Genomic DNA, 25,220 nt, shown 5'->3' with positions numbered 1-25,220 from the left:
ACGCCTCTAACCTGCTGTGGGAGCGGGCTTGCTCGCGATAGCATCGACTTTATTTACCTGATGTACCTTGTCGCCTGCATCGCGAGCAAGCCCGCTCCCACAAGAGCCGCATAAGTCGAAACGAGATCACCATGGAATCGATCCTGTCACTGCGCCATTACCGCCAGGAGCTGATTGCCCACAGCCATGAGCATGCGCAGGTGGTGATCAGCTTGTCCGGCAAGCTCGACTTCGAAGTGGACGGGCGCGCCAGCCTGTTGCAACAGCAGCAGTTGATCATTGTCCCCGCCGGCGCCCATCACACATGCGGCAGCACTCAAGGCAGCCACTGCCTGGTGCTCGATGTGCCGGGGCAAAACTGGCTCGGGCAATCCCTGGGCGAGCACGCCGATGCCAGCCGCCGACTGCTCGACAGCGCCGGGCACTTGCCCCTGGACCCCAGGCAACAGCAATTGGTGAGCTGGCTCGCCAACAGCCCGGTGGGTGATCCACTGATTGGCCGTCAGGGCGCGATTCTGCTACTGGCCAGCCTGAACAGCCTTGCCAGCGAACGGCCGCAACCCAAGCGCCTGCCCTATGCCGCGCTGGAAGCCTATATCGAGCAGAACGCCGCCTACCCGCTACAGGTCGCAGATCTGGCTCAGATTGCCGGTTTATCCTGCGCCCGCTTGCACAGCCGTTTTATCAGCGAATGCGGGCAAACACCTATGGACTACATCCGCCAACGCCGTTTGCGTAGCGCCCTGACCCTGCTGCGCCAGAGCACCTTGCCCATTGGCGAAGTGGCCAACCGCGTCGGCTACAGCTCGCAAAGCGCGTTCGCCGCCGCCATGCTTCGCGAGTTCGGCGCCTCGCCGTCGGTACTGCGGCGCGAGTCTGGCGACAACTGACACCCGTTTCGCGACAGACAGCCCCCTGCCCCGCCCCTTAGACTGCACGCCTTGCCTGTATTGATCCAAGGATTGCAATGACTCCGCGTACTGCCCTCGGCGCCCTGCATATCGGCGCTTTGCTGTTTGGCCTGACCGGCGTGTTCGGCAAGCTTGCCGCCGCGTCTGCTTCGATCATCGTATTTGGCCGCGCCGCATTTGCCGTGCTGGCCCTGGTGGGCTTTGCCGCGCTGGCCAGGCGTAGCGGCTGGTACCGATTGACCTTGCGCGATGCCCGCAGCCTGTTACTCAGCGGTTTGCTGCTGGCGGGGCACTGGGTCAGTTTTTTTGTCTCGGTAAAAATCGCCGGGGTGGCGATTGCGACCCTGGGCTTTGCCAGCTTCCCGGCGTTCACCGTGATCCTCGAGGGGCTGATTTTCCGCGAACGCATTCGCCTCAACGAAATCGTGCTGGTGGTGCTGGTCAGCATCGGCCTGATTCTGGTCACCCCAAGCTTTGACCTGGCCAGCCAGGCCACCGAAGGGCTGCTCTGGTCAGTGGCCTCAGGGTTGCTGTTTTCATTGCTGTCGCTGAACAACCGCGCCAACTCGGGGCGGGTGCCCGCCGTGCAGGCGGCCATGTGGCAAAACGCCGTGGTTGCGTTGTGCCTGCTGCCCTTTGCCGCCCCGGGACTGACCGCAGTCCGCCCACTGGACTGGCTATGGATCTGCCTGCTTGGCGTGCTGTGCACAGGGGTGGCCCATAGCCTGTTTGTCGCCAGCCTTGCGGTAATCAAGGCCCGCACAGCCGCCGTGGTGTTTGCCCTGGAGCCGGTCTACGGCATCACCCTGGCATGGCTGCTGTTCCACGAAACACCTTCGCTGCGCATGCTGCTGGGCGGCGTGCTGATTATTGTCGCAATTGTGGTGTCGAGCCGCATGGCCAGCGGCCCTGCACCCGACAAGGCGACACTGGACGCCACCGCTCACTGAACCCGGTCGTTATGCCCCAGGTCGCGCTGCGGATCGATCTGGTCACGCACCCGCTGTTTGAGCACCTTGGCCTCGGGAAAGCCGCCATCGGCCTTGCGTTCCCAGATCTGCACGCCGTCGCAGGTGATGCGAAACACCCCGCCGGTGCCCGGTTCCAGCGCAACCCGACCCAGATCATCGGCAAAGGTGCTGAGCAGCTCCTGAGCCAGCCAGGCAGCGCGCAGCAACCACTGGCATTGGGTGCAGTAGGTAATGACAATTTCCGCTTTGTTGGACGACATGATTTCAAAGGCTCTTGAAGAGAAAGGCGCCGCTATAATAGCCGCCTTTATCGCTTGCCCAGAGATTCATGATGCGCCGCCTGCTGAGCTGTTTACTCCTGTGTCTTTGCCCCCTGGTGCTGTTTGCCGCCGAAGCGGGCAAACCGAAAGTTGGCCTGGTCCTGTCCGGAGGGGCGGCCCGTGGCCTGGCTCACGTCGGCGTGCTCAAGGCCCTCGAAGAACAAGGCATTCATATCGATGCCATCGCCGGCACCAGCATGGGTGCGGTGATCGGCGGCCTGTATGCCTCCGGCTACAAGATCGATGAGCTGGAAAAGCTCGCCCTCAGCATCGATTGGAAAGAAGCCCTGTCTGATGCGCCAGAGCGCGAAGATGTGCCATTCCGGCGCAAGCAGGATGACCGCGACTTTCTGGTCAAGCAAAAGCTCAGTTTCCGCGACGATGGCAGCCTGGGCCTGCCATTGGGTGTGATTCAGGGCCAGAACCTGGCTTTGCTGCTGGAAAGCCTGCTGGCCCACAGCAGCGATATTCGCGACTTCGACAAACTGCCGATTCCATTTCGCGCCGTGGCCACGGATATCGTCAATGGCGAGAAGGTGGTGTTTCGCAAGGGCCATCTGCCCCAGGTAATCCGCGCCAGTATGTCGATACCGGCAGTGTTCGCCCCGGTGGAAATCAATGGCCAACTACTGGTCGACGGCGGCATGGTCGACAATATACCGGTGGATGTGGCCCGGGAAATGGGCGTGGATATCGTTATTGTGGTGGATATCGGCACCCCGCTGCGCGGGCGCAAGGAACTCAACACCGTGTTCGATATCCTTAACCAGTCCATCACCCTGATGACCCGCAGCAACTCCGAAGTGCAACTGGCATCCCTCAAGCCAGATGACATTTTGATCCAGCCCGTGCTGGCCAGTTATGGCACTACTGACTTTGGCCGCTCGGCCGATATCATCAACGCCGGCTACCGGGCCACGCAAATCCTTGAAAAACGCCTCGCCAGCCTGCGCCAGACCCCGGATGCAAGCCTCGCTGCCGCCCGAACCGGCGAAGAACGCACCCCCGTAATTACCGCGATCAAAATTGAAAACGACTCGAAAATCGGCGATTCGGTCATCCGCTACTACATTCGCCAGCCGATCGGCGAGCCGTTGGACCTGGGCCGCCTGCAACGGGATATGGGCACCCTGTACGGCCTGGATTACTTCGATCAGGTGCAATACCGCGTGGTGCACAAAGGCAAGGAGCGCACCCTGGTAATCAGCGCCCGGGGCAAGCGCAGCGGTACCGACTACCTGCGCCTGGGGCTGAACCTGTCCGACGATATGCGCGGCGACAGCGCATTCAATCTTGGCGCCAGTTACCGCATAAACGGCATCAACACCCTCGGTGCCGAATGGCTGACCCGGGTACAGATTGGCGACAAGCAAGAGTTGTACAGCGAATTCTATCAACCGCTTGACGCGGGCTCACGCTACTTTGTGGCGCCGTATATCAACGCCAGATCACAGAACGTGGAGGCTATCCTCGATAACGACCCGATTGCCGAGTACCGCCTGGAACGCTACGGCTTTGGCCTGAATCTAGGTCGTCAAATCGGCAACAGCGGCGAGATCCGTCTGGGTATCGGAGAGGCATGGGGCGAAGCCAATGTACGAATTGGTGAACAGGATTTGCCAAGCACCAGCTTCAATGAAGGCTTCTACGACATTAAATACTCGTTCGACTCGCTGGATAACGTGTACTTCCCTCACTCGGGTGAGGATATCGCGCTGAGCGTGCGCCAGTTCGAGCCGGGGATCGGTTCGGACGAGCGCTATCGCCAGTGGGAGTTCAAGCTGGACAAGGCCCTGAGTTCGGGGCCGGACACCTGGATTCTGGGCGGGCGTTACGGGCGTACGCTGGACAAGGCCAATGTGGTGACATCCAGCTTCCTGCTGGGTGGCGCGCGGCAGTTGTCGGGGTTCAGGGAAGATGCGATTTCGGGGCAGAACATCAGCCTGATGCGCGCCGTGTATTACCGCCGCCTCACCCCGCGTTCGTATTTGCCATTTGATTTCCCGCTGTATGCCGGTGCATCGCTGGAGCGCGGGCGAGCCTGGAACAACGACAACGAGTTCGACAGCGGCTACATCAATGCGGCCAGCGTGTTTATCGGCTTCGACACTCCGCTGGGCCCGCTGAACTTCAGCTATGGCTTTAACGACGATGACGAGAAGGCGTTGTATCTGAACCTGGGGCAGACGTTTTAACGGCTGAATACCAAACATCTGCGGGAGCGGGCTTGCCCGCGATGCAGGCAGCGCGATCCCTCAGAGAGGGCACAGTGATGCCATCGCGAGCAAGCCCGCTCCCCCAAGGGATGAAGGGGGGGGTATGGAGCATCAGTTCTTTTCGAGGTTATCCAGAATCCGCTTGTGAACCCGCAGGCAGATGCGTTGCTCTTCCTCATCAATGCCCACAAACAGTTCCTGGCGCAATGCAGTGGCAATGGCTTCGATCTGTTCGATCAACGGGCGGGCAGAATCACTCAGGACGATCTTCTTCGCACGCCGGTCTTCAACCACCGAGTGACGCTGCACCAGCCCCTGTGCTTCAAGACTGTCAAGCAGACGGGCCAGGGTCGGGCCCTCAACGCCAACGCTCTGGGCCAGTTCACGCTGGGTCGGCGCCTCGTCAAAACGGGCCAGATGCAATAGCACCAGCCAACGTGCCTGGGACAGACCCAGGCCAGCAAGGCGACGATCCAGTTCGGCACGCCACCCGCGAGACATTTGGGCCAGTTGCATACCAAAACGGTGCTGATCGGTTAACGGCATAAAAAACTCAATGATTAGACTGAAAATAGAGTGAAACTAATTATTAGTCAGCTAAGCATGGCGCTTGCACATAGGCAAGGGCTCTAAGTCAATGAATCGTTACATTTTTCACGAAAAAGTTAAATTTCGAACTCCGACTGCAGCGCCGCACGCACGCAATACAGCACACCCTCAGGTACACGACCTTTGAACTGCTCGGCGATACTGGCCACGCTCGGCAGCTCACCTTCGCCATCGAGGAAGGCATCCTGCACTTCTTCCATCAGCTCTTCAGGCAAGTCCAGCGCCTGCTCCAGCGACAGTTCCTGACGACCGATAGCTTCAGCCAGCATGGTGTAAACGTTCTTTTCCGAACACTGCAATTGCCCACTGATCTGTAACGGAGTCATGCCGGCACGGGCCAGGCTGATCAACTCGTGGCGGATATCGGCCACCACTTTGGGCGTTTCGGCCTGCCCGCCCAGCACTTCGAGGAACGCCTCGCCGTAACGCTCCAGCTTGCGCGCACCGACGCCGCTGACCCTGGCCATCTCGGCCATGGAGGTGGGCTGGCTGCGCAGCATTTCAAGCAGCGTCGAGTCGGGGAAGATGACATACGGCGGTACGCCGTGCTCTTCGGCCAGCTTGCGGCGCAAGGCACGCAGGGCTTCCCACTGCTCGCGCTCTTCGCCGCGCACCAGTTGGCTGGCCGGGCTGGCAGAGCTGCTTTTGACCGAGGTTTGCGGTTTGAGCTCGCGACGCAGTTCCAGGGTCACTTCACCGCGCAGCAACGGCCGACAACTGTCGCTCAGGCGCAGGCCGCCATAACCTTCGATATCGATATCGGCCAGACCACGGGCCACCAGCTGGCGGAACAACGTGCGCCATTCACCTTCGCTGCGATCCTTGCCGACGCCAAACACTGACAGATGCTGATGCCCCATGCTGCGGGTCTTTTCATTTTCGCGGCCCAGCAGGACGTCTATCAGGTGCCCGGTGCCATAACGCTGGCCAGTACGGTAGATCGCCGACAGCGCCTGACGCGCCGGTTCGGTGGCGTCCCAGGTCTGCACGCCATCCACGCAGTTGTCACAGTGCCCGCAGGGTTGCGGCATTTCTTCATCAAAGTAGGCAAGCAGTGTCTGACGGCGGCAGCGGGTTTCTTCGCACAGCGACAGCATGGCGTCGAGCTTGTGGTGCTCCAGACGCTTGTGCCGCTCGTCGCCTTCAGAGTTTTGTAGCATTTGCTTGAGCATCACCACGTCTTGCAGGCCGTAGGCCATCCACGCATCCGCCGGCAGGCCATCTCGCCCTGCCCGGCCAGTTTCCTGATAATAGGCCTCAAGGGACTTGGGCAAGTCCAGATGCGCGACAAAACGTACGTTGGACTTGTCGATGCCCATGCCGAAGGCAATGGTCGCCACCATGATCAGCCCTTCCTCGTTGAGGAAGCGCTTCTGGTTGGCGGCCCGGGTATCACTCGGCAACCCGGCGTGATATGGCAAGGCCGGGAAGCCCTGGGCACAGAGGAACTGTGCCACTTCGTCGACTTTTTTGCGCGACAGGCAATAGACGATGCCCGCGTCGCTGCGTCGCTCCGACAGGAACGCCAGCAACTGCTTGCGCGGCTGCTCCTTGGGCACGATGCGGTAAAAGATATTGGGACGGTCAAAGCTCGAGAGAAAACGCTCGGCATTCTGCAAGTGCAGGCGGGTGACGATCTCTTCGCGGGTGCGCTTGTCTGCCGTGGCGGTCAGGGCGATACGCGGCACATTGGGGAATACTTCGGCCAACTGGCCCAACTGCAGGTATTCCGGGCGGAAATCGTGACCCCATTGCGACACGCAATGAGCCTCGTCGATGGCAAACAGGGCAATGTCCAGGCTCTGCAAAAACGCCATCATGCGCGGCTGTACCAGGCGCTCGGGCGCCAGATAGAGCATTTTGACTTCGCCGCGCTTGATGCGGCTGGCCAGGTCACGCTGCTGCTCGGCGCTAAGGGTCGAGTTCAAGGCCGCAGCGGCTACCCCGAGTTCTTCAAGGGTAGCCACCTGGTCGTCCATCAGGGCGATCAGCGGTGAAACGACCACGGCCAGGCCATCGCGCAGCAATGCCGGCACCTGGAAGCACAAGGATTTGCCGCCGCCGGTAGGCATCAGCACCAGGGCGTCACCACCGCTGGCCACGCGCTCAATAATGTCACCCTGGCGGCCACGGAAACTGTCGTAGCCGAAGATGTCCTTGAGTACGCGTTGAGCCTGTTCGAGCATAAAAACTCCAGAAATCGCCGAAACACCCCTGCGCCAGCACCACCCGGTACGGCCGCAAGCACTTGAAAAAGCTCGGGCACAGGCCACCAGTGGGCTACATTTATCGCAGGGCATCACAAAATGCGGCAGTATACCCGAGCGCTCCCCCGCTGCGGGGGGTGTAATTGCAACAGCGATAACCGGAAACTGATGGCAAATGTGCCCTGCGACTGGCTTGGGCGCTCAAGAAAGCCTAGAATTCGCTATCGTTTATTTACTAGGTAGCACTTTAATGTCCTTCGCTGAGCAACTAACCCGCCTGCAAGTCTTCCTCGACGCCGACGAGCTGCATGACGAGGCGCTGGACTACGTGGCCACCCACGGCTATCTGACAGCCCTGTCCATCTGCTCTGAAGAAGTTCCTGAGCGTGAGTGGATCGACGCGATCTTCTCTGAAGCCCCGCATTACAAGGACGATGCCCAACGCGCCGAGATCGAAGGCACGCTGATCCAGCTCAAGGCTCATATCGCTCGCCAACTGGCGTCCGACGAAGAGTTCGAGCTGCCATGCGATCTGGATCTGGGCGACGAGCCGGATGATTCCGATCTGCGCGGCTGGTGTGTCGGCTTTATGGAAGGCGTCTTCATGCGTGAAGCGGCCTGGTTCGAAACCGCCGAAGAAGAAGTCAGCGAAATGCTGCTGCCTATCATGGTGGGTTCGGGTCTGTTCGATGATCAGCCAGAGTTTGAAGACATCGCCAAGGATGCCAACCTGATGGACGACATGATCGTTCAGATCCCGGAAGCGCTGACCGCCCTGTACCTGCTGTGCCAGGCACCTGACGAAAAACCGGCGATCCTCAAGCCACGTCACCACTGATTGATTCAGTGACACCGCCCTCTTTCAGCAACCGCCCGCGGTTGCTGCGCTACGTTCTATTTGCCATCGGCTGGCTGAGCGTAGCGTTGGGGGTGATCGGCATTTTCCTGCCGGTACTGCCTACAACGCCCTTTCTGCTCCTGGCTGCCGCCTGCTTTGCGCGCAGTTCACCACGTTTTTATCAATGGCTGGTTGAGCACCCACGGCTCGGGCCATGGATCCGCGACTACCTTGATGGCAACGGCATTCCACTTAAAGGCAAGGTCTACGCCATTGGCCTGATGTGGCTGAGCATCGGCGTGTCCTGCTATCTGGTGCCATTACCCTGGGCGCGGGGCTTTATGCTGACCAGCGCGGTGCTGGTGAGCATTTACATCCTGCGGCAAAAAACCCTCGAAAGACCCTGAGCGATACACAGATATTCGTGGGAGCGAGCCTGCTCGCGATGCAGGCGACGCGGCCTGACAGCCAAACCGCGCAGATGCCATCGCAGGCAAGCCAGCTCCCACAGGTCTTGTAGCGCTAACAAAATCCAAACCTTGCAGGAATCAATTACACAGACTTGTCGCCATGATTGCGCAGATAGGTCTCTGCCCCCATCGCCTCGATCTGCCCTTCGATCAGCGCTTCAAACGGGCGCAGCAACGGCGCAAATGATGCCGGAGCCTCGATGATCTCCAGGGCCTGCACAATGGCTTCCAGAGTCGACAGGGCACCCGGCCCCGGTGCCTTGCGCAACCGATAACGCGATACCGCCCCCTCGGGCAGCGTGACCCGGGGCAATTGCGCCAGCAACGGGTTGAGGTGCAGCAACTTGCGCGCCTTGCGCCATGTGCCGTCCGGCACCACCAACAGCAACGGCCGAGAGTCACCCGAGGCAACACTCGCCTGAATCAACTGTGCATCCTCCCCCGGAAACAACAACCGCGCCTGATACCCCGGCGGGCTGAGCAAGGCTTCCAGGCCCTCGAACACTTCACCCACCACCAGCTCTGCATTGATCAAACCCAGGGCGGCAAGCCTTGCGGTATTCAGCGCATGATTGACCTCGCTCGGATGCTGCAGCAGCAATACCCGGGTACGACTGGGCAGTTGTGGAATCAGCTCACACAAACAGTGCGATTGCGGGCGCAAGCAGCGAGGGCATTGGACGCGTGACATAAAGGTAAAGCTCTCGTTCAAGGTTGATTAAGTTGCGCTTTAAGCAAATCGCGAAAAGTTTGAATCAGCGGTTCACGGCTGCGACCACGGCGCACGATCATCGAAAACGGCGCCTGATAACCAAAGGTCGCGGGCAGCAGCACACGCAAGTCGCCCTTATCCACCCAGGGCTCGGCGTAATGCTCGGGCAAGTAACCGATATAAGCCCCCGACAGCACCAGAATCAGCTGCGCCTCCATGCTGTCGACCGTCGCTGCGCTGTGCTTGAAACCGTGGCGTGCCAGCTCGGCCTGGCTCCAGTAGCCGCGCCCGACCATGCGCTGCTGGGTAATGACCGGCTCGGGGATGCGCCGCTCGGCGAACAGGGGATGACGCGTGCTGCAGTACAGCCAGTGTTGCTCGCGATACAGCGGCTGATAGACCAGCCCGCTCATACGCGTAGAAAACGCACCAATGGCCAGGTCCAGGCGGTTGTCCTGCACGCCGAGTTGCAGTTCATAGGGGCTCATCACCGACAGGTGCAGGTGGACTGCCGGGTGTTCCTGACTGTAGGCACCAATCGCCTCGGCAAAAGGCAAAGCCTTGTCGCTAACCGTGGAATCGATAACTCCCAGGTTCAGGGTGCCACGCAATTCCCCCTTGAGCGCAGCCGCATACTGCTCAAAACCTTCAAGCTCGCCCAGCAGTCTCAGGGTTTCCTGATGAAACAGCTCGCCTTTGCTGGTCAGACTGAAGCCGCCGCGCCCGCGATGGCACAGCACCAGCCCCAGATTGGCTTCAAGTTGGCTCATATAGGTGCTGATGGCCGAGGTCGACAGGTTGAGTTCCTGCTGCGCACTGGCAAAGCCCTGATGCCTGACCACGCTGGCGAAGATTCGCAATAGTTTCAGATCGGGTAAAGCGTTGGCCATGGGCGTTCCGGGCATCTTTTGGTTAGGCGGTGGAGCTGACTGACCCTCACCCAAAGCGAGAGGGTTGGGGTGAGGGCATGGTGCAAAGTCTATCCCGAGCCGGACCATTAGTTTAGAAAAATCTGAACTAAGTATTTGCCCACAGCGATTCTTCCCGCCACGCGCCTTTCGCAGAATCGACCGCCATAACCACAACAAACGACGAGGCCTTTCCCGTGGACAAAATTCTTCATCAACCACTGGGTGGCAATGAAATGCCGCGCTTCGCCGGCATCGCCACCATGCTGCGCCTGCCGCACCTGCCATCGGCCAAGGGCCTGGACGCCGCCTTTATCGGCGTGCCTCTGGATATCGGCACCTCGCTGCGCCCCGGCACCCGCTTCGGACCTCGCGAGATTCGCGCCGAGTCGGTAATGATCCGTCCCTACAACATGGCCACCGGCGCCGCACCGTTCGACTCGCTGTCGGTTGCCGATATCGGTGACGTGGCGATCAACACCTTCAACCTGCTGGATGCGGTGCGCATCATCGAAGAGTCGTACGACGAAATCCTTGAGCACGACGTAATCCCGCTGACCCTGGGCGGCGACCACACCATCACCTTGCCGATCCTGCGGGCGATTCATAAAAAGCACGGCAAGGTCGGGCTGGTGCATATCGATGCCCACGCCGATGTAAACGACCATATGTTCGGCGAGAAAATCGCCCACGGCACCACCTTCCGCCGCGCCGTAGAAGAAGGCCTGCTGGACTGCGACCGCGTGGTGCAAATCGGCCTGCGCGCCCAGGGCTATACCGCTGATGACTTCAACTGGAGCCGCAACCAGGGTTTCCGAGTTGTGCAGGCCGAAGAGTGCTGGCACAAATCCCTTGAACCCCTGATGGCCGAAGTGCGTGAGAAAGTCGGCAATGGCCCGGTCTATCTAAGCTTCGACATCGACGGCATCGACCCGGCCTGGGCACCTGGCACCGGCACCCCGGAAATCGGCGGCCTGACCACCATCCAGGCGATCGAAATCATCCGCGGCTGCCAGGGACTCGACCTTGTTGGCTGTGATCTGGTAGAAGTCTCGCCGCCGTACGACACCACCGGCAATACCTCATTGCTGGGCGCCAACCTGCTCTACGAAATGCTCTGCGTATTACCCGGCGTAGTGCATCGATAAGGACATCTGCACCGCACCGTGACTAGCTGCACCCATAAAAAAAATAATCGGAGATTGCCATCATGGCTTTAGATCTACTGGTCGTCCTTATCTACGCTGCGGCAATGCTGGTGCTGGGTTACTACGGCATGCGCAAGGCAAAAACTCACGAAGACTATCTGGTTGCCGGGCGCAACCTCGGCCCCACCCTGTACATGGGCACCATGGCCGCAACCGTACTCGGCGGCGCTTCAACCGTCGGCACCGTACGCCTGGGCTATGTCCACGGGATTTCCGGGTTCTGGCTGTGTGCCGCGCTGGGCTGCGGGATCATCGCACTCAACCTGTTCCTGGCCAAACCGCTGCTCAAGCTGAAAATCTTCACCGTGACCCAGGTACTGGAAAAACGTTACAACCCGATGGCGCGTCAGGCCAGCGCGGTGATCATGCTGGCCTACGCACTGATGATCGGCGTGACCTCGATCCTGGCCATCGGCACCGTGCTGGAAGTGCTGTTTGACCTGCCCTTCTGGATCTCGGTATTGCTCGGCGGTGGCGTGGTGGTGGTGTATTCGACCATCGGCGGCATGTGGTCACTGACCCTGACCGATATCGTGCAATTTGCGATCAAGACCATCGGCCTGATGTTTGTGCTGCTGCCGATCTGCCTGTACCGCGTCGGCGGCTGGGACGAGCTGGTGAGCAAACTGCCAGCCTCGAACTTCAGCTTCACCAGCATCGGCTGGGACACGATCATCACCTACTTTATGATCTACTTCTTTGGCATCCTGATCGGCCAGGACATCTGGCAACGGGTGTTTACCGCCAAGACCGCCAAAGTGGCGAAGTACGCAGGTACGTTCGCAGGCTTCTACTGCATTCTCTACGGCCTGACCTGTGCACTGATCGGCATGGCCGCCCATGTACTGCTGCCTGACCTGGACAACGTCAACAACGCCTTCGCCGCTATCGTAAAAGTCTCGTTGCCCGACGGCATTCGCGGGCTGGTGATTGCGGCAGCACTGGCGGCCATGATGTCGACCGCCAGCGCTGGTTTGCTGGCTGCCTCCACGGTGCTGACCGAAGACCTGCTGCCACGACTGCGCGGCGGCAAACAGTCGAGCCTCAATATCAACCGCCTGTTTACCTTGCTGACCGGCTTTGCCGTGCTCGGGATCGCACTGGTGGTCAATGACGTGATCAGCGCACTTACCCTGGCCTACAACCTGCTGGTCGGCGGCATGCTGGTGCCATTGATCGGGGCGATTTTCTGGAAGCGCGCCACCACCGCAGGCGCCATTACCAGCATGAGCCTGGGCTTTGTCACGGCACTGGGGTTTATGTTCAAGGACGGCCTGGAAGCCAACACCCCCATCTATTACAGCCTGAGCGTGGCGCTGATCAGCTTTATTGTGGTCAGCCTGCTCGACCGACGCCCTGCCCCGGTGACCAGCGTCGCCTGATAGCGGTGTTCTTCAACGGGTACGACCTCACAGGTCGTACCCGTTTTTTTTGCCTGCCCTACAACCCCAGACTCCAATACCTTGCCAATACAGCGTCTTATCGCTGCAAGCCGAATAATCAATCCAGCTAGTCTTGAAATTAGCGACATGGGATGTCGCTGCACACGTTCAAACAGCCTTTGATTAAATGGACTTAATACCATGACCCACTTCAACAAATACCTGGCCATCACTCTGATTGCCAGCGGCCTGACCCTAACCAGCGCCAGCGCTCAAGCGCAAATCACCACACTGACATTCGAGATCGTCAACAACACGTCCAGCCCCCTCACGCTCAATCGCTCGAACTGGAACCTGTCGCTGGCCGAGCCGGGTTTCTTTGATGTAAACCCGCTTAGCGAACATTCATTCGAGGCGAACTACAAAACCAACTTCGGCTACCCCAGAAAAAACCCGGCCACACTGCGCGAAGTTATTTCATATGCCAGCGGCAATCGGGAATGTACCTTCACCACAGAGCTGAGGGTCAGCCAGTCATTCGGGGTTTTCAGGCCGACACTGAGCTCCGCTCGAACAGCCAGCGCGACCTCGACAGGGATTGAAGATGTGAAGTGTTCGGCTCGAGTAACGGAAAAAACAGACAGCGCCCCACTTAATTACAGTGTGCGCTATACCATGGGCTAGCTAGCCCAGAATCAGGGTCAGTAAAGACTGCCCTTTATCCGCCCTTCCTTGGCCTTTTCAACGGCCAAGGATAAGAAGAAGAAAAGCAGTCAAAATGCGTTCAGCGCTAACGTGCCCTTAACGGCGACGTTGCGGACGACGGCGCGGATCCTCGACAGGAATCGGCACAGGTTGCAGTGGCGGCTCAATCAGGCCAAGCGCAACACCAACGTCATGAAGCCAGGTTTGCAGTTTGTCTTTCATATTTCCCCCTTGGGGTCACTCTGGCGACGGGAATTCTGTAGTCGCTTCACACAGATAATAGTCCGAAGTCCTACGTAATGCTTGCCTAAGGTCAATGAACTTTAGGCTAATCTCCTACAAATATGACTCACGACGAAGCCTTGAGTTGCGTCGACTTTGCATCTTCTGCCAACGGCGGCGTCTGTTGCAGCTCTATCCATGCATTGAGGTTGGCGCCCATCATGCCTTTTCTCCACATCAGCCAGGTTGTGGCGCTGGCAAAAGGTTGTTGCAAGGCATGTACGCCGACACTTTCACGCCCCGGCAGGCTGGCCAGCATCGAAGCTGGCATCAGCGCCACACCCGACCCCGCAACCACACACGCCAGCATGCCCTGGTAGGACTCAATCTCCATCACCCGCCCCATGGCCGCACGGTCACTGGCGTACCAGGCCTCCAGCCGGGTGCGATACGAACAGCCCTGGCGAAAGGTAAACACTTCCCTGCCCTGCACATCCCGGGCACGGGTAATCGGCGGATGATCGAGATCACTGATCAGCACCAGGCTTTCCTTGCAGAACTCCACGCCATCCAGCCCGGCCAGCTCCAGCGGGCCATCCACCAGCGCAGCATCCAGACGCCCGGTCAACAAGCCTTCAAGCAACTCACCGCTCGGCGCCGACTGTACATGCAGGTTTACCGCCGGATAGGTGCGATGGTAGCGCGCCAGCAAGGCCGGTAAATGGGTCGCCGCCGTGCTGTACATGGTACCCAAAGTGAACTTGCCCGAAGGCACTCCACCTTGCACCGCCCCCAATGCCTCATCGTGCAGGGCAAACAGCCGTGCCGTGTAGTCCAGCAGCACCTGACCCGCCGGAGACAACTGCAGGCGCTGACGTTCGCGCATAAACAATTCAACGCCCATCTGTTCTTCCAACTGCTTGAGCCGTGTCGACAGGTTGGAAGGCACACGGTGCAAACGCTCAGCCGCACGGGTGATGGAACCCTCTTCGGCCACGGCCTGAAAAATACGTAACTGGCTGAACTCCACACCATTCTCCAAAACAGAACAAGTAGGTCACTATTATTCATTTTTAAGGAAAGTCAATTACCACTAGCCTGACGGTCATTGTTCACTTTCAGGAATTCGCAGCATGTCCCCCCTGATCCGCTTACTTGCCAGCCTTATCGCACTGATGATGGCCATGGGTATTGGCCGTTTTTCCTTGACCCCACAACTGCCGCACCTGATCAGCGAAGGTCAGATCGACCTGACCGGCGCCGGACTGATTGCTGCCGCCAACTATCTGGGCTATCTGATCGGCGCCCTGGATGCCATGCGCGCCAGGCGCCCCGATCAGGTGCGTGGCCGCTTGCACACTGGCCTGTGGCTATGCGTCGGGCTGACCCTGGTTTCGTACTGGGCCCAGGGCTTTTGGCCACACTTGTTCTTGCGCTTTGGCTCCGGTATCGCCAGTGCCTGGGTCATGGTGATGATTACCGCACTCAGCCAGCACATAGCTATCACCACCAATCGCCCGCGTCTTGGCGCACTGGTATTTGCCGGGCCCGGCCTTGGGGTAATGCTGACCGGCCTGCTGGCACTGGCGGCCAATTTAACCGGGCAAGGCTCGGCCACGCTGTGGATGATTTATGCCGTAGCGGCACTGCTGATGCTGCTGCTGATTTTGCCCGCGCTGCCGCAACCCGCCGCACTTGCCGCCCAGCCTCAAACGACGCAGCCCAATAGCCGCCAACCCGGGATAGCACGTTTGGGGGCGATTTATGGGCTCTACGGGTTGGGCTACATCATCCCGGCGACGTTTTTGTCACAGATGGCCAACGCGCGCTTTCATGGCCAGTGGCAAGCCGATCTGTTCTGGCCAGCCTTCGGGCTATGTGCGGCCATTGGTGTGGTACTGATCAGTTTTCGTCGGCCGCACCCCGGGACCACGCGCTTCTGGCTAATGGGCGGGCTGTGGATTCAAGCCCTTGGCGTGCTGGCCTGCCTGCTACCGAGCAGTGCCGGTCTGGCGCTGGGAGTGATCCTGTGCGGCACCCCGTTTCTGGCCTGCATGCCACTGGTGATGCAGCGCTCACGGGATCTGGCGCCCCATGCCACAGCACGTAACGCCGCCTTGCTGACCGCCTGCTTTGCCGTGGGCCAGTTGTCCGGGCCATTGCTGGCGGCGCTCAGCAGCCATTTCAGCGGTGGCCTGCAACCAGCGCTGGCCATAGCCGCCAGCGGACTGCTAATAGCGGGCGTACTGGCCTGGCAGTCGGTCAGTTCCCCAGCAGAGCGCGCACTTTGCGACGCACCCACTGCTCGGCACTGACAAAGGTGATACCGCACAACACCAGAATGGCGCCGACCACAAAGTTGGCGCTCAACGGCTCGTGCAGCACCAGCACGCCGAAGGTCACACCAAACAACGGGGTCATAAACGAAAACACCGCCAGATTGGAGGCCATATAGCGCTTGAGCAGCCAGAACCACACCAGATAGCTGAAGAACGACACCACCAGCCCCTGGAACAGCACACTGGCCACCGCCACGGTGGTCAGGCTAACATGGCTGATCTGACCGCTAGCAGCGGCGATCACCAACAACCCGAGAAAACCGACCAACAACTGATAGAACAGGGTCAGGGTTACCGGCGCTTCTGACAGACGCGAGCAACGCACCACCACGGTCGTTGCGCCCCAGGCCATGCCGGCAAGAATCGCATAGGCATCACCCAGCAGCATATTGCGATCCATATCGGCGAAAGAAACACCGCCGGCAAAGGAAAAGGCAATGCCGATAAATGCCAGCACGATCCCCAGCCATTGCAATGGCCGCAAACGCTCGCTGGGTAGCAACCAGTTGATTCCAAGGGCAGTGAAAATGGGCGCGGTATAAAGAAATACCGACATATGTGCGGCGCTGGTTAGCTGCAGACCTTCAGAAATAAACAGAAACTCGATACCGAAAAGGCTGCCGGCCAGCAAGCCGCCACGCCAGGTGGCGGGTACCTGGCTCCAGCCGCCCTTCCAGCAAATCAGCAGGCCCACCAGCAGCGCCGAAATGCCGGAGCGCATGGCGGCTTGCATCACCGGCGCGATATCAGGTGCGGCAAGTTTGATGATGACCTGTTGCACACCCCAGATCAGGCACAACCCCAACATCACTTGCAGTGCGAAAGCATCCGTTGCTCGCCGCGAAACACTCATAGTTCACCCGAAAAAAGCCACGCCGATAAAGGTCGAAAACAGCACAGTGCTTATCTGTTACACGAAGACAATCAGGACGCCAGCTTGCGTGCCGCCCAATAACCCGACAACGAAGCAAGGCAGGTCAGCAACCCGCCCCACGCCATGTCCATCAATGCCAGCTGGGCCGACCAGCCTTGCAGCGTCGCCCAGTTGGTCATGTCATAGGTGCCATAGGCCACCAGCCCGAAGAACGCACCGGCCAGTGCAGCCCTGCGCGCACTGGCCCGGGCAAGGGCCGGCAGCACGACAAAGAACACCACGCCGAGCACGTAGAGCAGGTAAAACACGATGGCCGGGCCCCACTTGGGTTGCGCCAGCATCAGCGAGCCCAATAGCTCTTTATAGGTAGAGCTCATCAGCAGGCCCAGCCACAGGCCGTCGAGCACCAGAAAAGCCAGTAACGCACCCATATACGCCCACACTGCCTTGCTCATGTCGCCAGCCCTCCCGCGTCGGGTCAGATCAGTTCGATGCGGTCCGGATGGATCGCAATCTTGCCTTCCTTGTATAGCGCACCAATGGCTTTTTTGAAGTTGCCCTTGCTCACGCCAAAATGGTTGCTGATCACTTCCGGAGCACTTTTGTCGCTGACCGCCAGCACACCGTTGTTGTCGCGCAACTTGCTGAGGATCTTCGAGTTCAGGCTGCTGGCTGCTTCCTGGCCAACCGGCTGCAAGCTCAGGCTGATCTTGCCGTCCGTACGGGCTTCCTTGATGTAGCCTTTTTCCTGCTTGCCCGCACGCATGAACTTGAAGATTTCATTCTTGTGGATCAAGCCCCAGTGCTTGTTGTTGATCACGGCTTTAAAGCCCATGTCCGTGGCCTCGGCCACCAGCAGATCAACTTCCTGGCCGACCTGGTAATTGGCCGGGGTTTTGTCCAGGTAACGGTCCAGACGCGCGGTCGCGGTAATACGACGAGTGTGCTTGTCGAGGTAGACGTGCACCACGACATATTCGCCGGCAGTCATCTGGCGTTTTTCTTCGGAATACGGCAACAGCAGATCTTTTGGCAGGCCCCAATCGAGGAACACGCCAATGCTGTTAACTTCAACCACTTTCAAACTGGCAAATTCACCGACTTGAACTTTTGGCTTTTCAGTCGTGGCAATTAACTTGTCCGCGCTGTCCAAATAAACAAAGACGTTGAGCCAATCTTCATCTTCGCTTGGAATATCTTTGGGAATATAACGATTGGGCAACAGGATTTCGCCGTCGGCCCCACCGTCCAGATACAAACCAAAACTTGTATGTTTAACCACTTGCAAACTGTTGTAGCGACCGATTAAAGCCATGTCCAATACCCTCATTACGTAGGCGGCATTCTACCCGAGTTTAGGGGGGCGAATTGGAACGCTGCCGCCCGGTATTCAAAAAATCTGCGAAAGGTTTGATTTATCAGGTTTTTCTGGCGGGCCTTGGGCGCCATTCGTCAGCCTGATGGGGGCTGACAAGCCCTCCGGGCACGCCTGATCAGCTATAAAAATCCTCCCTCGTTATGAATTAAAACAGCGAGTTAGACGACAATGAGGTGAGGGTTTATCTCTTCTCACACTGCGCCGATATTATTTTACGAAGATATTTAACAAGCAATTGTCAAGTATTTCAGGTACTATCGCTGGCCAAGTTATTTTCTACAGGACAATAGCCGCCATGCGTGTAAAAGCATCCGCCAGCAAAGCAAAGCCAGCTCCCGCTGTTGAAACCAGCGCCTCAATCAATGCTCAAATCGAAGCATTCTTGAAATCCGGCGGCGAAATTCAGGAAATCAAAAAAGGCGTCAGCGGCCAGACCTTTGGCCCGTCCAAGCAAATCACGCTCGGCAAAAAGTAATACCCCCTCGCGTCATCTGGTCCTTATGCGCTTTGCCCTTCAAGGCGCTAGGACTATCGATTTATCCTCTTTGTTCCCCTGCTACACCCCTGATCCGAATCGATAAATCGACGAACGGCATTTTCTCGCGGATATTCCTGCGTATGCTCCAAAGGCTCTGAATCAAGCCTTTGAGCCCAAATAGGGAGCCGATCATGCTCACACGGGCGGTATTGCTGGCCGGCACTTTGCTGACCAGCACCATTGCGGATGCACAGGTCTTTGCCCGCGAACTGGGCGACTTCAATCTCAAGCTGGCCACCCAGCCCAGCCGCAGCATGGCCCAGGGCCTGGTCAAACCCACCAGCCCTGGCTCGACCTTTCATGGCGGCCTGGACTTGACCCACGACAGCGGCTGGTATGTTGGCCAATGGGCGCCCACCATGGGCATCAAGCCTGGCAGCAATCTGGAAGTGGACTCTTACCTCGGCTACAAACACCCCTTCGACCAGACCCTGAGCTATGAGCTGGGGGTGATCCATTACAGCTACCCTAAAGTCGACTCACTGGACAGCCAGCAGGTATTTGCTGGCCTCACCGTGCTGGGCACGCGCTTTGGCGCCGCCTTCAGCAATGACCCGGACCGCCGCGACAGCACACTGTTTGCCGACCTGGGGGTCAACCAGCCTTTTGGCATTGGGGTGAGCATGAAATACACCTCTCACCAGTTGGGTACGCCGGTATCCATTGCCGAGGGCGGCAGCGTGCGGGGGTTCAATGACTGGTCGATCAAATTCTCGCGACCCTGGATGGGCATCGACCTGAACCTGATCTACAGCGACTCCAGCCTGGACGGCAGCGAGTGCTCGGCGTATTCAGGGCAGAATGCCCAATGTGACAGCTTGCTGACATTCAAGGCCGAGCGGACGTTTTACTGATCCATGCCACCAGCTGTCAGGCCAACCGCGGTGATGCCATCGCAGGCAAGCCTGCTCCCACAGGTTTTGATTTCAGTACGACCACACAATTGTGGGAGCGGGCTTGCTCGCGATGGCTTCGCCCCGGCTTGCCTGCCAGACCGCCGCGCGCCCATCGCAGACAGCTGTTTAATAGGCAAACAACAAAAAACCCGGCGCAGGCCGGGTTTTTTGTGTGTCACGCCAGCGCTTTATTCAGCTGCTGGAGCTTCTGGCTTGCGGCGCTTGAGCGGTGCCATGCCGTCCTTGCTGACCAGCGACAGGGCGTCGGTCTTCGGGCGGTTGGCGATCTTGCGCTTGGTCGGTGCCTTGGCGCCCGACTTCTTCTTCACGCCCTTGGCGTCGGTCTTTTTCTTCTTCACGCCAACCGCTTTTCCCGAGGCCTTGACGTTTTTCGGACCGCCGTAGGTACCTTTGACTTCCTTGATGGTGCGGCGCTCGAAGCTTTGCTTCAGGTAACGCTCAACGCTGGACATCAGGTTCCAGTCGCCATGGCAGATCAGCGAGATTGCCAGCCCGTCGTTACCGGCACGGCCAGTACGGCCGATACGGTGTACATACTCGTCGCCGCTGCGTGGCATATCGAAGTTGATCACCAGATCCAGGCCTTCAACGTCCAGGCCACGGGCCGCAACGTCGGTGGCAACCAGAATCTTCACGCCGCCCTGCTTCAGACGGTCGATAGCCAGCTTGCGATCCTTCTGGTCTTTCTCACCGTGCAGGACGAACGCCTTGTAGTCCTGAGCCACCAGACGACCGTAGATGCGGTCAGCCATGGCGCGGGTGTTGGTGAATACGATCGCCTTCTGATACGTCTCGTTGGCCAGCAGCCAGTTAACGATCTGCTCTTTGTGCTGGTTGTGGTCAGCGGTGATGATTTGCTGGCGCGTGGTGGCGTTCAGCTGGCTGACCTGGTTGAGCTGCAAGTGCTCGGCATTGTCCAGAACCTTGCCAACCATCTCGCGCAAGCCCGAACCACCGGTAGTCGCCGAGAACAACATGGTTTGCTGACGGTTAGGGCACTCGTTGACCAGACGCTGCACGTCTTCGGAGAAGCCCATGTCGAGCATGCGGTCGGCTTCGTCGAGCACCAGCACTTCAACTTCTTTCAAGTCGAGGTTGCCGGCGTTCAGTTGCTCCAGCAGACGGCCAGGGGTGCCGATCAGGATATCCGGCACCTTGCGCAGCATGGCGGCCTGGACCTTGAAGTCTTCACCGCCGGTAATCAGGCCGGACTTGATAAACGTGAACTGCGAAAAACGCTCAACTTCCTTGAGCGTTTGCTGTGCCAGCTCGCGGGTCGGCAGCAAGATCAAGGCCTTGATGCTGACACGGATCTTGGCCGGACCAATCAGGCGATTGAGAATCGGCAGGACGAAAGCGGCAGTCTTGCCACTCCCGGTTTGAGCTGTAACCCGCAGGTCACGCCCTTCGAGCGCGAGCGGGATGGCCGCTGCCTGCACAGGTGTAGGCTCGACAAATTTAAGCTCGGCCACAGCTTTAAGCAGGCGTTCGTGCAGGGCGAAATCGGAAAACACGGGTGCTACCTCGAAGAAATACAAAAAATCAGCGGCATAGAGTAACGGTTTCGAGCGCCAAGGCCGAGTTACTTTGCACGAACGGCATGAAACAAATGGTTTTTTAGGGTCTTTAGTCCAATCAAGCCCCATAAATCGCCCTGAAGTGCTCTAATCCCATGGCCATTTATTACCGGATATCGTTTTAGCTTATGGATACTCAACCACTCTGGACCCAAATCCAGGACCTGTGGGCCAACCTGGATCAACATCCCTGGGTTTCGGCCATGCTGGGCCTGATCGTTCTGGTGGGCGTTGCCCTGCTGGCCGGACACATCGCCCGCATTATTGTCCTGCGCGTGACCAAAATGCTCGGCCGCCAACCGGCCCTGCACTGGATCAATGATTTACGCGAACACAAAGTATTCCATCGCCTGGCGCAACTGACGCCCTCGCTGATGGTGCAGTTCGGGCGCAACCTGGTGCCGGATATGAGCGACAACGGTCGCCATTTCCTCGGTAACCTGGCGCTGGCCATTACCATTTTCGTGCTGACGCGGGTCATCAGCTCGCTGCTGGACGCCCTGCTCGATATCTACTCGCGCACCAATTACGCCAAGACCCGACCGATCAAGGGTTACATCCAGCTGACGAAAATGCTGCTGTATGTGTTCTCGGCCATCATCATCGTCGCCACCCTGATCGATCGCTCGCCGATGCTGCTGCTTTCGGGTCTGGGAGCGATGTCTGCGGTCATCCTGCTGGTCTACAAGGATACCCTGCTGTCGTTCGTGGCCAGTGTGCAACTGACCAGCAACGATCTGCTGCGGGTCGGCGACTGGATCGAGATGCCGCAGGTCGGTGCCGATGGTGATGTCATCGATATCACCCTGCACACGGTCAAAGTACAGAATTTCGACAAGACCATTGTCTCGATTCCGACCTGGCGCCTGATGTCCGAGTCGTTCAAGAACTGGCGTGGCATGCAGCAATCTGGCGGACGGCGGATCAAGCGCAGCCTGTTTATTGACGCGAGTGACATTGCCTTTCTGACCGATGAGCAGGAGCAGCGTCTGGAAGGCGTGCGCTTGCTGAGCGATTACCTGCATCGCAAGAAAGCCGAGCTACGAAGCTGGAACGAAGCCCAGGGCAACGTTGCCGCCCTGTCCGCCAACCGCCGGCGCATGACCAATATCGGCACGTTCCGCGCCTATGCCCTGGCCTACCTGAAGAGCCATGCCGACATACAGCCGAACATGACCTGCATGGTTCGCCAGATGCAAACCACGCCTCAAGGCGTGCCGCTGGAGGTGTATTGCTTTACCCGGACCACGGTATGGGATGAGTACGAGCGTATTCAGGGTGATATTTTTGACTATCTGTTGTCAGTGCTGCCCGAGTTTGGCCTGAGCGTGTACCAGCAACCGAGCGGCAATGACCTGCGCAAGGGTTTGCTGAGCAAGATGCATTCACCTCTGTTGTTGCCCGAAGACGCCTGATCCCTGCGGGAGCTGGACCATTGTGGGAGCGGGCTTGCTCGCGATGGCATCACCTCGGCCCGCCAGATAAACCGAGTTGCCTGCATCGCGAGCAAGTCGAATCGTCGCACCGCCGCTCCCACAGTTTCCCATCAGACCAAGCTCCAACAGGCCTTAAGTGTCAGGCCTGCTTGAACTGCGGATCTCCCGTCAGCCTGAACAGCAACTCGATCCCCTGTGGCCAGGCGCCAAAGCCACCTTCGCCATTGATATGCCCGGCATTCTCCAGCCAGACCAGCTCGCTGCCCCAGGCTTCACTGAATGCGCTGGCCCGTTCGCGGGTCACATAGGGGTCGTTGGTACTGGCCACGGTGATCGCATCAAACGGCAGGGCATCAAGCGGCATCGGGCTGAAGCCCTTGGTACCGGCCGGATAACTCTCGGCTTCGGTATCACTGGGTGCTACCAGCAACGCCCCGCGCACCCGCCTGGCCTCCTTGGGGTGCTGCTGCGCCCAGCGGGCGATCAGCGTACACGCCAGGCTATGGCCTACCAGCACCACCGGCCGCTCGCTCTTGGTGATCTTTTTCTGCAGGTTCTGCACCCAGTCAGTACAGACTGGAGTTTCCCAGTCTTCCTGTTTTACCCGGTGCAATCCGCTGTAGCGCTGTTCCCAGTGAGATTGCCAATGCTCTGTTCCTGAGTTGAACAGGCCCGGCAATATCAACACCCTGACTGTCATTGCGACTCTCCCTTCAGGCGATGGATGACTGGGATTGACCTTAGACCGTCACAGCCCTGCGGTCTAGCCGGCTGATCCAGACGGCAAAGACAATCACCAGCCCGCCGATCAACAACCGGCCCAAGGGCTCGTTCTGATTCCAGAACAGCAGGTTGATCAACAAGCCCACCGGCACACTCATGTTGTTCATCACCGCCAGGGTGCTGACCCGCACCATACAAGCGCCCTTGTTCCACCAGTACATGCCCAGTGCGGTAGACACCAGCCCGAGAAACACCAGCACAACCCACTGCACAGGACCACGCGGCCAGAAATCGGCTTTGCCGAACATCAGGAACGCAGGCAGCACCACCGCCAAAGCCCCCAGATAAAAGAAACCAAAGCGCCGGTAATGCGGCGAATCGCTCGGGTAGCGGGCCACCAGATGCTTGTACATCACCTGACCGGCGGCATAGGTGAAATTGCCCAGTTGCAGCAGCAAGAAGCCTTTGAGGAAATCCGGGCTGATGCTGTCGAATCGAATCACTGCAGCCCCCATCACCGCCACCAGCGCCGCGACAAGCGCCCACGGATTGAATCGGCGGTTAAGTGCATCTTCAATCAGAGTCACGTGCAAGGGCGTCAGGATGGTGAACAACAGCACCTCAGGCACCGTCAGCACCCGGAAGCTCAGGTACAGGCAGACGTAGGTGATACCGAACTGCAAGGCGCCGATCAGCAGCATGCCGCGCATAAAGCCGGGCTCTACCTGACGCCAGCGGGTCAGTGGCAGAAACACCAGCCCCGCCAGTACCACGCGCACCAGCACCGCAAAGTAACTGTCGACTTGCCCGGCCAGATACTCGCCAATCAGGTTGAAGGAAAACGCCTGAACAAAGGTGATAAATAACAGATAGCCCATGGATATCTCGCCCGCGCCCCAAAGAATGTGCGCGACCTTAGCGGTTTTCCCTCATCCAATACCAGACCCCTGCAAAACCCGGACAAAAAAAACCCGATCCAGCGCAAGGGCTGATCGGGTACGAGCACTCAAGAAAGTGCAAAGGGAGGTTCGATGCGCGAACCGCATGCTTGAAGGAGCAATGAATCGATTAAGCCATCGGGCGATTATCTGCCGATTAACAGATTATGCGATTGCAGCCAGCCGGGCCTTGGCCTGGTTGAGGCCTTTTTCCTGGAAGTCACCGCCCAGGTTCATGCCTTCGGCATGGATAAAGGTCACATCGTGAATTCCGATAAACGCCATGACCTGACGCAGATAGGGTTCCTGATGATCCGTGGTGCTACCCGCATATAGCCCGCCGCGCGCAGTCAGTACGTATGCTTGCTTGCCGGCCAGTAGCCCTTGCGGCCCGGTTTCGGTGTACTTGAAGGTCACTCCGGCGCGCAATACATGGTCAAGCCAGGCCTTGAGGGTGCTCGGAATGGCGAAGTTGTACATCGGAGCCGCCATCACCAGTACGTCAGCGGCCAGCAACTCATCGGTCAGCTCGTTCGAGCGCTGCAGAGAGGCCTGCTCGTCAGCATTGCGTTGCGCTTCGGGTTTCATCCAGCCACCCAGCAGGTTGGCGTCAAGATGTGGCACCGGGTTCAGGCCGAGGTCGCGAACAGTCACTTGATCGGCAGGGTGGGCTGCTTGCCACTGGCTGACGAACTGCTGAGTCAACTGGCGGGAAAACGAACCTTGCTGGCGGGCGCTGCTTTCAATGATCAGAACGTTGGACATGGCGGATAAGCTCCATCGGTAAGTGCTGTAAGGCGATGGAGTGAAGATTAGAGAGC

At 58.7% G+C, this 25,220-nt stretch carries 26 protein-coding genes; 12 read left to right on the top strand and 14 right to left on the bottom strand.

The genetic code is table 11. The features are described 5' to 3' along the window. The first annotated feature begins 110 nt into the window (after positions 1-110). Both ACZRMH_RS12655 and ACZRMH_RS12650 read left to right on the top strand, forming a co-directional pair. Positions 111-890: an AraC family transcriptional regulator gene (locus tag ACZRMH_RS12655; RefSeq protein ID WP_464013728.1), complete on the top strand. Its 780-nt coding sequence runs from the start codon at positions 111-113 to the stop codon at positions 888-890. A 77-nt stretch (positions 891-967) separates the two neighbouring features. After that, the gene (locus ACZRMH_RS12650) at positions 968-1,861 is read left to right on the top strand and encodes a DMT family transporter (protein WP_464013680.1); all 894 of its coding nucleotides are present in this window, start codon (positions 968-970) and stop codon (positions 1,859-1,861) included. Here the strand turns inward: ACZRMH_RS12650 and ACZRMH_RS12645 are convergent. Beyond that, positions 1,855-2,142, bottom strand: coding sequence for an Rdx family protein (locus tag ACZRMH_RS12645; RefSeq protein WP_464013679.1), 288 nt, complete (start codon positions 2,140-2,142; stop codon positions 1,855-1,857). The two genes, ACZRMH_RS12650 and ACZRMH_RS12645, sit on opposite strands and share 7 nt — an antisense overlap. A 71-nt stretch (positions 2,143-2,213) precedes the next feature. On the opposite strand from ACZRMH_RS12645, the gene ACZRMH_RS12640 reads away from it, so the two are divergent. After that, positions 2,214-4,397, top strand: coding sequence for a patatin-like phospholipase family protein (locus ACZRMH_RS12640; RefSeq protein ID WP_464013727.1), 2,184 nt, complete (start codon positions 2,214-2,216; stop codon positions 4,395-4,397). A gap of 132 nt (positions 4,398-4,529) precedes the next feature. On the opposite strand, the gene ACZRMH_RS12635 is transcribed toward ACZRMH_RS12640, so the two are convergent. Both ACZRMH_RS12635 and recQ read right to left on the bottom strand, forming a co-directional pair. After that, positions 4,530-4,964, bottom strand: coding sequence for a MarR family transcriptional regulator (locus ACZRMH_RS12635; RefSeq protein ID WP_133079003.1), 435 nt, complete (start codon positions 4,962-4,964; stop codon positions 4,530-4,532). 119 nt (positions 4,965-5,083) lie between these two features. Then, a complete protein-coding gene (gene recQ, locus ACZRMH_RS12630) occupies positions 5,084-7,213 on the bottom strand; it encodes a DNA helicase RecQ (RefSeq protein ID WP_464013678.1) in 2,130 nt (709 codons plus the stop codon). Positions 7,214-7,484: 271 nt separating this feature from the next. Here recQ and ACZRMH_RS12625 point away from each other — a divergent pair, with 271 nt between their 5' ends. Both ACZRMH_RS12625 and ACZRMH_RS12620 read left to right on the top strand, forming a co-directional pair. Beyond that, positions 7,485-8,072 carry a UPF0149 family protein gene (locus ACZRMH_RS12625; protein ID WP_019828755.1) on the top strand — a complete coding sequence of 196 codons (588 nt, stop codon included), beginning with the start codon at positions 7,485-7,487 and terminating at the stop codon, positions 8,070-8,072. A gap of 8 nt (positions 8,073-8,080) precedes the next feature. Continuing rightward, complete coding sequence (locus ACZRMH_RS12620) at positions 8,081-8,479, top strand: YbaN family protein (protein ID WP_464013677.1); 399 nt, start codon at positions 8,081-8,083, stop codon at positions 8,477-8,479. Between the two features lie 145 nt (positions 8,480-8,624). Here the strand turns inward: ACZRMH_RS12620 and ACZRMH_RS12615 are convergent, their stop codons facing one another. Then, a complete protein-coding gene (locus tag ACZRMH_RS12615; RefSeq protein ID WP_464013676.1) occupies positions 8,625-9,233 on the bottom strand; it encodes a tRNA-uridine aminocarboxypropyltransferase in 609 nt (202 codons plus the stop codon). A gap of 17 nt (positions 9,234-9,250) precedes the next feature. Further along, on the bottom strand, positions 9,251-10,144 hold the full coding sequence (locus ACZRMH_RS12610) for a LysR family transcriptional regulator (RefSeq protein ID WP_464013675.1): 894 nt from the start codon (positions 10,142-10,144) through the stop codon (positions 9,251-9,253). Positions 10,145-10,359: 215 nt separating this feature from the next. Between ACZRMH_RS12610 and speB the strand changes: the two genes are divergently transcribed. The 3 genes from speB to ACZRMH_RS12595 all read left to right on the top strand — a co-directional run bounded on the left by speB (position 10,360) and on the right by ACZRMH_RS12595 (position 13,436). Then, positions 10,360-11,310 (top strand): agmatinase, encoded by a 951-nt coding sequence (gene speB / locus ACZRMH_RS12605; RefSeq protein WP_464013674.1) that lies wholly within the window; start codon positions 10,360-10,362, stop codon positions 11,308-11,310. A gap of 62 nt (positions 11,311-11,372) precedes the next feature. After that, the gene (locus tag ACZRMH_RS12600; protein WP_464013673.1) at positions 11,373-12,752 is read left to right on the top strand and encodes a sodium:solute symporter family protein; all 1,380 of its coding nucleotides are present in this window, start codon (positions 11,373-11,375) and stop codon (positions 12,750-12,752) included. A gap of 201 nt (positions 12,753-12,953) precedes the next feature. Further along, positions 12,954-13,436, top strand: a complete 483-nt coding sequence (locus tag ACZRMH_RS12595) for a hypothetical protein (RefSeq protein ID WP_464013672.1) — start codon at positions 12,954-12,956, stop codon at positions 13,434-13,436. Between the two features lie 117 nt (positions 13,437-13,553). On the opposite strand, the gene ACZRMH_RS12590 is transcribed toward ACZRMH_RS12595, so the two are convergent. Beyond that, positions 13,554-13,679, bottom strand: a complete 126-nt coding sequence (locus tag ACZRMH_RS12590) for a PA1414 family protein (RefSeq protein WP_003441703.1) — start codon at positions 13,677-13,679, stop codon at positions 13,554-13,556. 127 nt (positions 13,680-13,806) lie between these two features. Beyond that, positions 13,807-14,709 carry a putrescine utilization regulator PtrR gene (ptrR, locus tag ACZRMH_RS12585; protein ID WP_464013671.1) on the bottom strand — a complete coding sequence of 301 codons (903 nt, stop codon included), beginning with the start codon at positions 14,707-14,709 and terminating at the stop codon, positions 13,807-13,809. Between the two features lie 103 nt (positions 14,710-14,812). Here ptrR and ACZRMH_RS12580 point away from each other — a divergent pair, with 103 nt between their 5' ends. Then, entirely contained in the window at positions 14,813-15,994 is a 1,182-nt protein-coding gene (locus ACZRMH_RS12580) for an MFS transporter (RefSeq protein ID WP_464013670.1), read from the top strand. Here ACZRMH_RS12580 and ACZRMH_RS12575 read toward each other — a convergent pair. The 3 genes from ACZRMH_RS12575 to ACZRMH_RS12565 form a co-directional block, all read right to left on the bottom strand. Further along, positions 15,942-16,871: a DMT family transporter gene (locus ACZRMH_RS12575; RefSeq protein ID WP_464013669.1), complete on the bottom strand. Its 930-nt coding sequence runs from the start codon at positions 16,869-16,871 to the stop codon at positions 15,942-15,944. The two genes, ACZRMH_RS12580 and ACZRMH_RS12575, sit on opposite strands and share 53 nt — an antisense overlap. 71 nt (positions 16,872-16,942) lie before the next feature. Beyond that, on the bottom strand, positions 16,943-17,347 hold the full coding sequence (locus tag ACZRMH_RS12570; protein ID WP_464013668.1) for a DUF2177 family protein: 405 nt from the start codon (positions 17,345-17,347) through the stop codon (positions 16,943-16,945). Between the two features lie 23 nt (positions 17,348-17,370). After that, positions 17,371-18,207 (bottom strand): CvfB family protein, encoded by an 837-nt coding sequence (locus tag ACZRMH_RS12565; protein WP_464013667.1) that lies wholly within the window; start codon positions 18,205-18,207, stop codon positions 17,371-17,373. Positions 18,208-18,565: 358 nt separating this feature from the next. Here ACZRMH_RS12565 and ACZRMH_RS12560 point away from each other — a divergent pair, with 358 nt between their 5' ends. Further along, positions 18,566-18,745, top strand: a complete 180-nt coding sequence (locus ACZRMH_RS12560; RefSeq protein ID WP_048360704.1) for a hypothetical protein — start codon at positions 18,566-18,568, stop codon at positions 18,743-18,745. Between the two features lie 194 nt (positions 18,746-18,939). Continuing rightward, positions 18,940-19,662, top strand: a complete 723-nt coding sequence (locus ACZRMH_RS12555) for a TorF family putative porin (RefSeq protein WP_464013666.1) — start codon at positions 18,940-18,942, stop codon at positions 19,660-19,662. A gap of 230 nt (positions 19,663-19,892) precedes the next feature. On the opposite strand, the gene ACZRMH_RS12550 is transcribed toward ACZRMH_RS12555, so the two are convergent. Then, a complete protein-coding gene (locus ACZRMH_RS12550) occupies positions 19,893-21,239 on the bottom strand; it encodes a DEAD/DEAH box helicase (RefSeq protein WP_464013665.1) in 1,347 nt (448 codons plus the stop codon). Between the two features lie 191 nt (positions 21,240-21,430). On the opposite strand from ACZRMH_RS12550, the gene ACZRMH_RS12545 reads away from it, so the two are divergent. Further along, positions 21,431-22,717 carry a mechanosensitive ion channel family protein gene (locus tag ACZRMH_RS12545; protein WP_464013664.1) on the top strand — a complete coding sequence of 429 codons (1,287 nt, stop codon included), beginning with the start codon at positions 21,431-21,433 and terminating at the stop codon, positions 22,715-22,717. A gap of 160 nt (positions 22,718-22,877) precedes the next feature. Here ACZRMH_RS12545 and ACZRMH_RS12540 read toward each other — a convergent pair whose 3' ends face one another. The 3 genes from ACZRMH_RS12540 to ACZRMH_RS12530 form a co-directional block, all read right to left on the bottom strand. Further along, positions 22,878-23,438 carry an RBBP9/YdeN family alpha/beta hydrolase gene (locus ACZRMH_RS12540; protein WP_464013663.1) on the bottom strand — a complete coding sequence of 187 codons (561 nt, stop codon included), beginning with the start codon at positions 23,436-23,438 and terminating at the stop codon, positions 22,878-22,880. Between the two features lie 40 nt (positions 23,439-23,478). Further along, positions 23,479-24,339, bottom strand: coding sequence for a carboxylate/amino acid/amine transporter (locus tag ACZRMH_RS12535; protein WP_464013662.1), 861 nt, complete (start codon positions 24,337-24,339; stop codon positions 23,479-23,481). Positions 24,340-24,564: 225 nt separating this feature from the next. After that, positions 24,565-25,164, bottom strand: coding sequence for an FMN-dependent NADH-azoreductase (locus ACZRMH_RS12530; protein WP_464013661.1), 600 nt, complete (start codon positions 25,162-25,164; stop codon positions 24,565-24,567). Positions 25,165-25,220 lie beyond the last annotated feature (56 nt).

Source organism: Pseudomonas sp. B414, from assembly GCF_055408445.1.
The sequence above is the reverse complement of the archived record's forward strand: the minus strand, read 5'-3'. Positions and strand labels throughout refer to the sequence as shown.